Origin of the sequence: Micromonospora sp. NPDC005254, assembly GCF_042872525.1 — a bacterium.
Taxonomy (GTDB): domain Bacteria; phylum Actinomycetota; class Actinomycetes; order Mycobacteriales; family Micromonosporaceae; genus Micromonospora.
In genome coordinates this window covers 308,310-320,249 of sequence record NZ_JBIAKM010000008.1, presented here as the reverse complement: position 1 = coordinate 320,249, position 11,940 = coordinate 308,310, and the positions used below count along the sequence as shown (strand labels likewise).

Annotated in this window: 7 protein-coding genes and 1 pseudogene; 6 read left to right on the top strand and 2 right to left on the bottom strand. The window is 71.8% G+C overall.

Translation table 11 applies throughout. The annotated features are described in order from the left end of the window. The first annotated feature begins 41 nt into the window (after positions 1–41). The 5 genes from ACFYPR_RS24775 (at position 42) to ACFYPR_RS24755 (ending at position 5,620) form a co-directional block, all read left to right on the top strand. The gene (locus ACFYPR_RS24775) at positions 42–1,271 is read left to right on the top strand and encodes a winged helix-turn-helix domain-containing protein (protein ID WP_387262690.1); all 1,230 of its coding nucleotides are present in this window, start codon (positions 42–44) and stop codon (positions 1,269–1,271) included. Next, entirely contained in the window at positions 1,261–1,821 is a 561-nt protein-coding gene (locus ACFYPR_RS24770) for a DUF2752 domain-containing protein (protein WP_387262687.1), read from the top strand. The genes ACFYPR_RS24775 and ACFYPR_RS24770 overlap by 11 nt, the downstream gene beginning before the upstream one ends. 343 nt (positions 1,822–2,164) lie before the next feature. Beyond that, positions 2,165–2,905, top strand: coding sequence for an FAD-dependent thymidylate synthase (gene thyX / locus ACFYPR_RS24765; protein WP_145785820.1), 741 nt, complete (start codon positions 2,165–2,167; stop codon positions 2,903–2,905). Between the two features lie 47 nt (positions 2,906–2,952). Beyond that, positions 2,953–3,879 carry a 4-hydroxy-tetrahydrodipicolinate synthase gene (gene dapA / locus ACFYPR_RS24760; protein WP_355066842.1) on the top strand — a complete coding sequence of 309 codons (927 nt, stop codon included), beginning with the start codon at positions 2,953–2,955 and terminating at the stop codon, positions 3,877–3,879. A 52-nt stretch (positions 3,880–3,931) separates the two neighbouring features. Further along, positions 3,932–5,620: a ribonuclease J gene (locus tag ACFYPR_RS24755; RefSeq protein ID WP_124854118.1), complete on the top strand. Its 1,689-nt coding sequence runs from the start codon at positions 3,932–3,934 to the stop codon at positions 5,618–5,620. A 68-nt stretch (positions 5,621–5,688) separates the two neighbouring features. Here the strand turns inward: ACFYPR_RS24755 and ACFYPR_RS24750 are convergent, their stop codons facing one another. After that, positions 5,689–7,287 carry a YbjN domain-containing protein gene (locus tag ACFYPR_RS24750; protein WP_387262778.1) on the bottom strand — a complete coding sequence of 533 codons (1,599 nt, stop codon included), beginning with the start codon at positions 7,285–7,287 and terminating at the stop codon, positions 5,689–5,691. Positions 7,288–7,376: 89 nt separating this feature from the next. Next, positions 7,377–7,847 (bottom strand): YbjN domain-containing protein, encoded by a 471-nt coding sequence (locus ACFYPR_RS24745; RefSeq protein WP_355066841.1) that lies wholly within the window; start codon positions 7,845–7,847, stop codon positions 7,377–7,379. 113 nt (positions 7,848–7,960) lie between these two features. Here ACFYPR_RS24745 and ACFYPR_RS24740 point away from each other — a divergent pair. After that, positions 7,961–11,884 (top strand): annotated as a pseudogene (locus ACFYPR_RS24740) (DNA translocase FtsK 4TM domain-containing protein); the annotation flags it as partial. Between the last annotated feature and the right edge of the window lie 56 nt (positions 11,885–11,940).

The following is an 11,940-nucleotide window of genomic DNA, read 5'->3' as shown; positions in this document are numbered from 1 at the left end:
TCCCGCACCGGCGTCGTACCGATGATTTATCGTCGCCGACGATGGCCGCACCGGAAGCACTCTCACTCGCCCAGGCCCGCCGGGTGGCACTCGCCGCCCAGGGTTTCGCCGACCCGCCGCCGGTCGGGGTGCCCACGCGTCGACATCTGCGCCGGGTCCTCGACCGGGTCGGGTTGATCCAGATGGACTCGGTCAACGTGCTGCAACGCGCGCACTACCTGCCCCTCTACAGCCGGCTCGGTCCGTACCCCACCGCGCTGCTCGACCAGGCCGCCTACCGCCGCCCCCGCGAGCTGTTCGAATACTGGGGCCATGAGGCGTCCCTCGTGCCGGTCGGGCTGCACCCGCTGCTGCGCTGGCGAATGGCCCGCGCGCAGAGCGAATCCTGGGGTGGCATGCGGCGCATCGCACAGGAGCAGCCGGAGCTGGTCGCCTGGGTCCGGGCCGAGGTGGCCGCGCGGGGTCCGTTGACCGCCGCCGAGATCGAGCACGACGCGCCCCGGGAGACCGGCAACTGGGGGTGGAACTGGTCGGCGGTGAAGCGGGCGCTGGAGTTCCTGTTCTGGGCCGGCGAGGTGACCGCCGCCGAGCGCAGCACGTCCTTCGCCCGCCGCTACGACCTGCCCGAGCGGGTGCTCCCGCCGGCCGTGCTGGCCGCGCCCACCCCGACCGACGCCGAGGCTTACCGTGCTCTGGTGGCCCTGGCGGCGCGGTCGCTCGGGGTGGCCGCCGAACCGGAGCTGCGCGACTACTTTCGGCTGCCACTGGCCGGCGCCCGGCAGGCCGTCGCGGAGCTGGCCGAGGCCGGCGAGCTGGTGCCGGTCACCGTGGCGGGCTGGCGACAGCCAGCCTGGCTGCACGCGTCCGCCCGGTTGCCCCGGTGGATTCGGGGCAACACGCTGGTCAGCCCGTTCGACCCGCTGATCTGGGAACGTGCCCGCACCGAGCGGCTGTTCGACTTCAGCTACCGGATCGAGATCTACGTCCCGGCGCCACAGCGGGTGTACGGCTACTACGTGCTGCCGTTCCTGCAGGGCGACCGGTTCACCGCCCGGGTCGACCTGAAGGCCGACCGCAAGGCCGGGGTGCTGCTCGTTCCGGCCGCCTGGGTCGAGCCCGGCGCCGACCCGGGGGAGACCGCCGTGGCGCTCGCCGCCGAGCTGTACCGGCTCGCCGGCTGGCTCGGGTTGGACGCGGTGGCGCCGCCCGCGGCCGGCGACCTGGCCGGTCCGCTCACCGCCGCGTTGGCCGGCGTGTCCGGTGTACCGTGAGCGCGTGACGAGCGTTCCCGGACCGGTCGACCAGCCGCAGCCCGCCCCCGCTGCGAGCTGGCCGGCGAGCCCGCCGGATGGCTACGGCTACCCGGCGCCCGAGCCCGACCGGCTCACCCGGGGCGTTCTGTGGCTCTACGAGCGGTCACCGCGCTGGGCGGCGCCGCTGGCCGCGGTCGGGTGCGTCGGCCTCGGCATGGCCTACGCGCTGCTGAGCAACCCGGCCCACGCCGACCCGGACGCCGCGCCGACCTGCCTGCTCAAGCTGACCACGGGGCTGGACTGCCCGGGCTGCGGCGGCACCCGCGCGCTCTGGTACGTGCTGCACGGCGACCTGCCGGCCGCCGCCCGACACCACTTCCTGTTCGTCTTCGCGCTGCCCTTCCTGGCGTACCTCTTCGTCGCCTGGGCGGGCCATCAGGCGTTCGGTTGGCGGCTGCCGGAGCTGCGGATCAGCTCGAAGGTCATCGTCGGGTTCCTGGGCGTGTGGCTGGCCTTCTCGGTGCTGCGCAACCTGCCCTGGGCGCCGTTCACCTCGCTCTACGTCTGAGGCCTGCCAGCCCCGGCCCGGCGTGCCGTGGATCGGCCTTCCTCGGCCTTCCTCGGGCGGGCCGTGAGGTCCTGCGCGTCCTGTAGAGCTGCCCCGGATATGGGGCGTGGCGGTGGTGCGCCCGGCGTCGTGCCGCCTGCCCCACTTCTGGGGCAGCTCTACAGGGAACCGGGGGTGTGCGAGACCCGCGAGCCACCGGATCCGCGCGTAGAGATCTTGGACACCTCCGGGCGCCGGCGCGTCCGCGAGCACCGGTGATTCGGCTGCGGTTGGCGGCTTCCACACCGCGAGCCCGACTTGGGTCGCAAGGCGCCCCGCCACTACAGTCCCAGGAATGCCGGAGATGGTGCAGCCCCAGGTCAAGTTGATCGCGTGGACCCAGTTCGCGGCCCCGGACGACGTGCCGTGGTCGACCGACGCCGAGGGCGGCCAGGCGCTCGCCGAGTTCGCCGGGCGGGCCTGCTACCAGTCGTGGAAGAAGCCGAACCCGGCGACCGCCACGAACGCCGGCTACCTCGCGCACATCCTCGAGGTCGGGCACCTCAGCGTGCTGGAGCACGGCTCGGTCACCTTCTACTTCACCGGGGTGTCCCGCTCCTTCACCCACGAGTTGATCCGGCACCGGCACTTCTCGTACTCCCAGCTCTCCCAGCGCTACGTCCCCGAGCGGGACGCGGCCATGGTCGAGCCGGCGGTCATCGCCGACGACCCCGAGCTGCACAAGAAGTTCACCGAGGCCGCCGAGGCGAGCGTGCGGGCGTACACCGAGCTGCTGGAGGGTCTTGAGCAGCGCTTCTCCGACGAGCCCAACCCGACGCTGCGCCGCAAGCAGGCCCGGCAGGCGGCCCGCGCGGTGCTGCCGAACGCCACCGAGACCCGGATCGTGGTCACCGGCAACTACCGGGCGTGGCGGCACTTCGTCGCCATGCGGGCCACCGAGCACGCCGACGTGGAGATCCGTGAGCTGGCTGTGGAGTGCCTGCGCCAGCTCCAGGGAGTCGCACCGAACGTCTTCGCCGACTTCGTGATCTCGACGCTGCCGGACGGCACCGAGGTGGCGGCCAGCCCGCACGAGGCGTCCTGAGCCCTTCCCCGGCAGGCTCCGGCTGGTCGTCCGCTAGGTTGGAGGGTATGACGCACGACCACCCCGACGCCGCGGCCCAACCGGCGTCCCGCCCCTTCGGCCGGGTGCTCACGGCCATGGTGAGCCCGTTCACCCCCGACGGCTCGCTCGACCTCGACGGCGCCGCCCGACTGGCGAGCCACCTGGTCGACGAGCAGGGCAACGACGCGCTGGTGGTCAACGGCACCACCGGTGAGTCGCCGACCACCACCGACGCGGAGAAGGAACGCCTGATCCGGGCCGTGGTGGAGGCCGTCGGTGACCGAGTCAGGGTCGTCGCCGGGGTGGGTACCAACGACACTCGGCACACCATCGAGCTGGCCGCCGCCGCCGAGAAGGCCGGCGCGCACGGCCTGCTCGTGGTCACCCCGTACTACAACAAGCCGCCGCAGAGCGGTCTGCTGCGGCACTTCACCGCGGTGGCCGACGCCAGCGGACTGCCGGTGATGCTGTACGACATCCCGCACCGCTCCGGCGTGCCGATTGACACCGAGACACTGGTCCGGCTCGCCGACCACGCGCGGATCGTCGCGGTCAAGGACGCCAAGGGCGACCTGACCGCCACCAGCTGGGTGACCAGCCGGACCGGCCTCGCCTTCTACAGCGGCGAGGACGCGCTCACCCTGCCGGCGCTGGCCGTCGGCTGCGTGGGCGTGGTCGGCACCTCGACGCACTTCACCGGGGCGCTGACCGCACAGATGATCGAGGCGTACGACGCGGGGGACATGCCGGCCGCGCTTGCCCTGCACCGGCGGCTGCTGCCGCTGTTCACCGGCATCTTCCGCACGCAGGGCACCATCCTGGTGAAGGCGGGCCTGGCGTCGCTGGGCCTGCCGGCCGGCCCGGTGCGACCCCCGCTCGTGGACGCCACCGACGACGAGATCGCCCAGCTGCGCGCGGACTTCGCGGCAGCGGGCCTGGAGCTGCCCGAATGATCGAACGACACGATGGGCGCCGAGTGATGGCGTCGCAGAATGAGGTGGACGCGTGACCGAGGCGCACATCGAGGCGGAACTGCCCCCGCCGCTGCCGGAAGGTGGCCTGCGGATCATCCCGCTCGGCGGGCTCGGCGCCATCGGTCGGAACATGACCGTCTTCGAGTACGACGGCAAACTGCTGATCGTCGACTGCGGGGTGCTCTTCCCCGACGTCGAACAGCCGGGCGTGGACCTGATCCTGCCCGACTTCGGCCCGATCCTGGACCGGCTGGCCGACGTCCAGGCGATCGTGCTGACCCACGGCCACGAGGACCACATCGGCGCGGTGCCGTACCTGCTCGCCCACAAGCCCGACATCCCGCTGGTCGGCTCGCAGTTCACCCTCGCCCTGGTCGAGGCGAAGCTGGCCGAGCGGCGCATCCAGCCCTACACGCTGACCGTGCGGGAGGGCGGCCGCGAGCGGCTCGGCCCGTTCGAGTGCGAGTTCTTCGCGGTCAACCACTCCATCCCCGACGCGCTCGCCGTGGCCATCCGCACCCCGGCCGGCCTGGTGCTGCACACCGGCGACTTCAAGATGGACCAGCTCCCGCTGGACGGCCGGATCACCGACCTGGCCGGCTTCGCACGGCTCGGCGCCGAGGGCGTCGATCTGCTGCTGTCCGACTCCACCAACGCGGAGATCCCCGGCTTCGTCACCCCGGAGCGGGAGATCGGGCCGGTGCTCGACTCGATCTTCGCGAAGGCCAAGGGCCGGATCATCGTGGCCTCGTTCGCCTCGCACGTGCACCGGGTGCAGCAGGTCTTCGACTCCGCCGCGGAGCACGGCCGCAAGGTCGCGCTGATCGGTCGGTCCATGGTCCGCAACATGGGCATCGCCCGGGACCTCGGCCTGCTCAACATCCCGGCCGGCCTGGTCATCGGGATCGAGGAGGCGACCACGCTGCCTCCCGAGCAGATCGTGCTGATGTCCACCGGTTCGCAGGGCGAGCCGATGAGCGCGCTGGGCCGGATGGCCAGCGGCGACCACCGGCACATCACCATCGCGCCCGGCGACACAGTCGTGCTGGCGTCGTCGCTGGTGCCGGGCAACGAGACCTCGGTCTACCGGGTCATCAACCGGCTCGCCCGGGCCGGCGCGGTCGTCGTGCACAAGGACGTGGCGAAGGTGCACGTCTCCGGGCACGCCCCGGCCGGCGAACTGCTCTACCTGCTCAACGTGGTTCGGCCCAGCAACCTGATGCCGGTGCACGGCGAGTGGCGTCACCTGCGCGCGCACGCCCGCCTCGGCATCGAGTCGGGGGTCGCCGCCGACCGGGTCGTGATCTGCGAGGACGGCGACGTGGTCGACCTCGTCGAGGGCCGGGCCAGCCTCGTCGGGCACGTGAAGAGCCGGTACGTCTACGTCGACGGTCTCGCCGTCGGCGACGTCAGCGAGTCGCTGCTCACCGAACGGCGGATCCTCGGCGACGGCGGTTTCATCGCCACCACAGTGGTCGTCGACTCGGTCACCGGCAAGGTGGTCGCCGGCCCGACGCTGTCCGCGAAGGGCTTCTCCGAGGACCCGGAGGCGTTCAACCCGGTGGTGCCGCTGGTCACCGAGGCGCTCAACCGGGCCGCCGCGGACGGCATCACCGACCCGCACCAGCTCCAGCAGATCGTCCGGCGGACCGTGGGGCGGTGGGTCAACGACAAGTACCGTCGTCGACCGATGATCGTGCCCACCGTCGTCGAGGTCTGAGCACGTCGCGCTGACGCCGGTCCACCCGTTGCGGGTGGGCCGGCGTCGCCGTGTCGGCCGCCGGGCGGTCAGGGCAGGTCGGCCACCGCTTCGGCGTACGCGACGCCGGTGGCGATCGCGGCGTCCACCAGCACCAGCAGTTGCGCCGGCGCCACCCCGTGGGTCAGGTCTGTCGCCACGTCCCCGGCGAGCACGATCTCCGTGTCGAGATCGTGCGCGTACGCCTTGGGCAGCAGCCGGTCGTGGTTCCAGGCGTTGCAGAAGGCGTACGCCTCGGCGCGGCGCGCGGTCGGCAGCCGGCGGGCGGCCATCGCCCGGGTGTGCAACACCTCGCCGCGTTCGCCGGCCCGACGGAACTGGATCACGGCCGCACCCCACCGGCCGACCACGGTGCCGCCGTCGTCGACCAGGTACCGGTCGCCGCGCCTGTCCAGCGTCGAGGTGATCATGTCGGTGGTGAGCGCCATCACCTCCCGCTCGGAGTCCGCCTCCGCGCCGGCCTCGTCCGCCCCGGGCTCGTGCGCGCCGGCCTCGTGCGCGCCGGCCTCGTCGCCAACCTCGTCGGCGGCCTCGTCGTCGGCGGGCAGCGGCGCTGCCGTCGCGGATGGGCGCTCGGCCAGCCAGGCCGCCATCCGGCCGGACTGGTGACCGGTGCCGTTGCGGGCGTCGAAGCTGCCCGCCAGGTCGGTGGCGAGGCCGAGCAGCAGCGCGCCCAGGGTGCCCACCTCCAGCTCGGTGGCCGGGCGATCGGCGTACGCCGGGCGGTGCACCGTCCGGTCACCCAGCCCCGCCTCCTCGGCCAGCCCGCAGACCAGCGCCCCGGCGGCGGCGAACTCCATCGCGGCGAGGTCGTCGGTGGGCCGGTCCAGTCGGGGCAGCTGCTCGGTCAGGACGGTCAGCCCGCGTTCCAGGTGCCCGCCGAGCGCGCAGAACCGCAAATGCGTGGCGAGGTACGGAAAGGCGGAGCGCTCGCGCCGGTGTCGCCGGTACGCCCGCACGTGCGCCGCCGCTGCCTGCTCTGGTTCGCCGAGCCGCAACAGCGGCAGCAGATCGGCGACCAGCGCCCGCTCGGGCTGGTCGGTGCACTCCTGAGCGTCGCCGTCGTACGCCCGCAGCTCACTGCGTGCGGCCTGCCACTCGCCCCAGCCGGCGAGCAGTTCCGAGCGTCGGGCCGGGGCGCAGCCGGGGCATCCACCGGCCGGGCCGGGACGCGTGCCCGCCCACCCCTGGAAGAAGCGGCGGGCGGTGGGTTCGTCGCCGAGGTGGTCGGCGATCCGGCAGCGCAGCTCGGCGACGGTCGGCGCGTCGGGGCCGTCCGCCCCCACCCGGTGGGCCAGGTCGTCCAGCAGGAGTCGGGTCTGGTCCAGCCCGACCCGAGGCGTGCCGAGCAGCGCCTCCACCGCGTAGCGCTGGTAGCGCGCCAGCAGCTCAGCCTCGGCGTCGGTGAGCAGCGCGGGCCACCGGTCGGCGGCGGCCCGGCAGCGTCGCAACGGCTCGACCAGCCGCCACCGCTCGCCGTGCAGCAGGTACGCCTCGGTCAGGGCGAACCGGGCGTCCATCGCGGACCGGACGTCCCCGGCGGCGTCGGCCCGTTCGGCGACCCGTTCCAGGGCGACCAGCCGACCGGGCCCGTCGGGCAGGTCCCGGGCGTCGGCGAGCGCGGCCACCAGCGCCAGGACGCGCTGACCTGCGACCCGGCCATCGGAGGGGCCGTCCGCCCGGTCGGTGCGGCTGCCCGCCGCCTCCTCCCGCCCGGTCACGCCGACACCGCGCCGGGCAGCCGGCCGACGGCGACGGCGAGCTGGCAGCCGGCCGTGATGCCACAGTCGAGCAGTTGGTCGAGCTGGTGCGGTGTGACCCCGCGCTCCAGGTCGGTGATCACCTCACCGTAGATCCGGGCCTGACCGCCGTCGTCGACGTGCACGAACGCCTTCGGCCAGAGCCGGTCGTGGTTCCAGGCGTTGCAGAAGGCGTACAGGGCGGGCACCTGCTCGATCCCGAAAGCGGGCGCGACCATGGTGCGGACCTGGAGCAACTCGCCGTCCACCCCGAGACGCAGGAACCAGATCAGGTTGTCGTCGAAGCGACCCACGAGGTCACCGTTCACGGCGCGGCCGACCGGCCGGCCACGCGCGGCGAGCACCGCGGCGACCAGCTCGTCGGTCAACGGGCGCAACCTACCGGGGTGCCCGGCCAGCGGATCGTCCTCGAGTCTCGGCGACGCCATCGGGCATCCCTTCTGAGGCGGATATCACGACCGGCGGCGGGGTCAGTGCTGCGACGCGCGGACACGACCCGGAAAAGCGGCGATCTGCCCGGCCCCACCGTTACCGTGACTCTATGGCGGGCCGTACCTCTCAGGCGAGCCGGCGACGCGGCGCGTCGCCGCGCGGTGGCACCAACAGCCGTGCCCGTCAACCGGCGAAGAAGACCCGGGCGCCGGTACGGCGGCGCACCACACCCGCCCGCCCGGGGCCGGCCGTCTACGTTGGCCGCGCGATCGGTGCACTGTGGATGGGGTTGGCGCACGGGATGGGCTGGGCGGTGCGGGCCGCCGGCCGGCAGGCCGCCTCCGCCCGCGACCTCGACCCCGAGCACCGTCGCGACGGCGGCGGGCTGCTGCTGTTCGGGCTGGCCCTGCTCAGCGCCGTCGCGCTCTGGTTCTCCGGAGCGGGCCCGGTGGGCGCGCGGCTGGCCGACACGATCCGGCTGTTTTTGGGCGCGATCTCCGTGGTGGTTCCGGTGCTGCTGATGATCGGGGCGTGGCGGCTCATGCGCCAGCCGGCCGATCCGGAGCACCGGGGTCGCGGGTTGGTCGGGTGGGGCTCGCTGCTGGTGTCGACCGCCGCGCTGCTCCAGATCGGTCAGGACCCGACGAACACCGTGCAGCGTGACTACGCCGGTGGCCTGGTCGGCGCCGGCGTGGGCGGGTTGCTGGAGCGGGCGGTCACCGCGTGGGTGGCCGTACCGTTGCTGGTCCTGCTGTTGCTCTTCGGCCTGCTCGTGGTCACCGCGACGCCGATCAACAAGATTCCCGAGCGGCTGGGCCTGCTCGCCGGAGGGTTGATCGCGCCTCCGGAGGCCACCGAGGAGGACGACGAGCCGGTCGCGCGGCCCGCGCGCAAGCGTCCGGCGAAGCGGATGCCGCCACCGATCGACCCGGACGACTTCGATGATCTGGAGGGCGCCGACCTCCAGGAGACCATGGTCCTGCCGCGCAAGGCGCCGGCGAAGGTGCCGGCCAGCCGCAAGCCGGCCGAGCCGCCGGAGCACTCGCCCGCGCCCACCCGCGCCGAGCAGCTCGCGTTGACCGGTCTGTCCGGCGACTACACCCTGCCCCCGGCGAACATGCTCAGCGCCGGTGCCGCCGCGAAGACCCGCAGCAAGGCCAACGACGAGGTGATCGCCGCGCTGACCGGCGTCTTCGACCAGTTCGACGTGGACGCCGCGGTCACCGGCTTCACCCGGGGCCCGACTGTCACCCGCTACGAGGTGGAGCTGGGGCACGGGGTCAAGGTCGAGCGGATCACGCAGCTCTCCCGCAACATCGCGTACGCGGTGAAGTCGCCGGACGTACGGATCCTCAGCCCGATCCCGGGCAAGAGCGCGGTCGGCGTGGAGATCCCGAACACCGACCCGGAGAACGTGGCGCTCGGCGACGTGCTGCGCTCGCGGGCGGCGACCAGCGACCACCATCCGATGGTGGTGGCGCTCGGTAAGGACATCGAGGGCGGCTACGTGGTGGCCAACCTCGCCAAGATGCCGCACATCCTCATCGCCGGGGCCACCGGCGCGGGCAAGGCGCTGGCCCTGGACACGCCGATCCCGACACCTGACGGCTGGTCCACGATGGGCGACCTCCAGGTTGGCGGGAAGGTTTTTGACGAACACGGCCGTAGCTGCACCATCGTCGCTGCCACCCCAGTGATGTACGACCGCCCCTGTTACGAAGTGGAGTTCTCCGACGGCACGGTGATTGTCGCCGACGCGCAGCACCAATGGGAGACGACGACCAGAGCTGGCCGGACCCAGCGAACCCATCGTTGGAGGGACGGGACCTACTGGTCGGCGGATGATCGGCACCGGCTGGCTACAAAGACCGACGAGGTGTTGGCAGAGCCTGATCGTTCGGTATCGACCGACGAGGTTGTCTCCGATGTCGGCCAGCAGTTTCGGAACGCGCTGTACAAGGTGGTGCGTGGGCTGCCGAAGGAGTTCGGCAATACCCTGACCAGCTATGTGCGGGGCGGACGCGAGGTGGCCCGCCGAGTTCCCGCCTATTCCCGCCACCGTCTTTATCAGGCGTTGAACGAACTCGTCGCTGATCCAGGCCGGTCGGGTCGGAGGCGCAGCTTCGACGACCGGCCAGTGACGACCGAAGAGATCGCAGCTTCGCTGCGGGTGGTCGGGCGTGGCGGGTCCTGGGCCAACCATGCGGTTGCGGTGTGTGGACCACTCGACTATCCGGAGCAGGATCTACCAATCGCTCCGTACACGATGGGTTGTTGGCTGGGTGATGGCACGACCGGCTCGGCCTCCTTCACCTGCAACGAGGATGAGTTACTGGACAACATTCGGCTTGACGGGTACGTGGTGACGAAACGCCCCTCCAGCCGGAGGCATTACACGATCTCCAACAAACCAGAACGGGACGGGCGAATCGCCGAGGCTGTGAATCTGTTCGCTCAGGGTGTAAGCCTCGTTCGGGCGTCTCGGCAGGCCGGGGTCGGCCTTTCCGCTGTATGCCTGGCGGCTCGCGGTCGGGCCAGGGTTGCACGGCCGGGCCGCCGCGAGCCAGACTCTGCGCTCCGAGAGCAGTACCGGACGTTTCGGCACTTGTTCCGCGAGATCGGTACGAAACACATTCCTGCCAGCTACCTGCGCTCCTCGGAGGAGCAGCGGCGGGCTCTGCTGGCTGGTCTGTTGGACACGGACGGAACAATTTCCCCTCGGGGCGGAGTCGAGCTGGGGCTCACAAACCAACGTCTGGCACAGGATGCTCTAGAGCTGATCATCGGGCTCGGCTACCGGGCGACAATGACGACCAAGCGGGTGAAGGGCCGGAGCGAGTCGTCCTCCACCTTCTATCGAATTCACTTCACCCCGGCCGACAAGGTCTTCCGGCTGACACGCAAAGCGAGCCGCCAGGTGGTCGGCGGGCGTGCCACGACTGCCCGTCGTTACATCGTGGATGTACGACCAATCGCCTCGGTGCCCGTCCGGTGCATCGAGGTCGACAGTCCGAGTCATCTGTACCTGGCCAGCCGCGCGTGCATCCCCACCCACAACTCCAGCTGCCTCAACACCCTGCTGGTGTCTGTCCTCACCCGGGCCACCCCGGACGAGGTGCGGCTGCTGCTGATCGACCCGAAGCGGGTCGAGATGACCGGCTACGAGGGCATCCCGCACCTGGTCACCCCGATCGTGACCAACGCCAAGAAGGCGGCCGACTCGCTGGACTGGGTGGTCCGCGAGATGGACATGCGCTACGACGACCTCGCCGCCAACGGGGTCCGGCACATCGACGACTTCAACCGCAAGGTCCGCAACGGCGAGATCAAGGCTCCGCCGGGCAGCGAACGGGAGATGCGTCCGTACCCGTACCTGTTGGTGATCGTGGACGAGCTGGCGGACCTGATGATGGTCGCGCCGCGCGACGTGGAGGACTCGGTCGTCCGGATCACCCAGCTGGCCCGGGCCGCCGGCATCCACCTGGTGCTGGCCACCCAGCGCCCCTCGGTCGACGTGGTGACCGGTCTGATCAAGGCGAACGTGCCGTCCCGGCTGGCGTTCGCCACGTCGTCCCTCGCGGACTCGCGGGTCATCCTGGACCAGCCCGGCGCGGAGAAGCTGCTCGGCCGTGGTGACGGTCTCTTCCTGCCGATGGGCGCCTCGAAGCCGGTCCGGATCCAGGGTGCCTGGGTCACCGAGCGCGAGATCGCCGACGTGGTGAAGTTCTGCAAGGACCAGCGCGAGCCCGAGTTCCGCCCGGACGTGCTGGCCCCCGCCCAGGAGAACAAGAAGAAGATCGACGAGGACATCGGCGACGACCTCGACCTGCTGGTGCAGGCGGTGGAGCTGGTGGTCACCTCGCAGTTCGGCTCCACCTCGATGCTCCAGCGCAAGCTGCGGGTCGGTTTCGCGAAGGCGGGTCGTCTCATGGACCTGATGGAGACCCGGGGCGTGGTCGGGCCGTCGGAGGGGTCGAAGGCGCGCGACGTGCTGGTCAAGCCGGACGAGCTGGAGGACGTCCTGGCCGGCCTGCGTGGCGACGTGGACTGACAGCGCCGGCCCGGCCCGCTGACAGCGACGGGCCCGCC